Origin of the sequence: Pseudoalteromonas sp. GW168-MNA-CIBAN-0100, from assembly GCF_040309225.1 — a bacterium.
Lineage (GTDB): Bacteria > Pseudomonadota > Gammaproteobacteria > Enterobacterales > Alteromonadaceae > Pseudoalteromonas > Pseudoalteromonas arctica.
The window spans coordinates 1-243 of record NZ_JBEOOL010000982.1; the positions used below are offsets into that span (position 1 = coordinate 1).

A 243-nucleotide genomic window follows, 5' to 3' on the forward strand; every position below is an offset into this window, starting at 1 on the left:
CCATTATGCATGTACGTCAAGGTGAGGCTAAAGGCTTAGGGCACGCTATTTTATGTGCCAAGCCAATAGTTGGTGATAGGGACTTTGTTGTGGTGTTACCCGATGTAATTTTAGATGCTTATACGGCAGATCAAAAAACTGAAAACTTAGCGGCGATGATCGCACGCTTTAAGCAAACCCATGCCAGCCAAATTATGTTAGAGCCCGTTGCTATTGAAGATGTAAGTAAGTACGGCATTGCTG

General features: G+C 43.6%; 1 pseudogene. It reads left to right on the top strand.

Annotation, left to right across the window (positions count from 1 at the left end):
• Positions 1-243 (top strand): annotated as a pseudogene (locus AAEY62_RS24275) (UTP--glucose-1-phosphate uridylyltransferase); the annotation flags it as partial.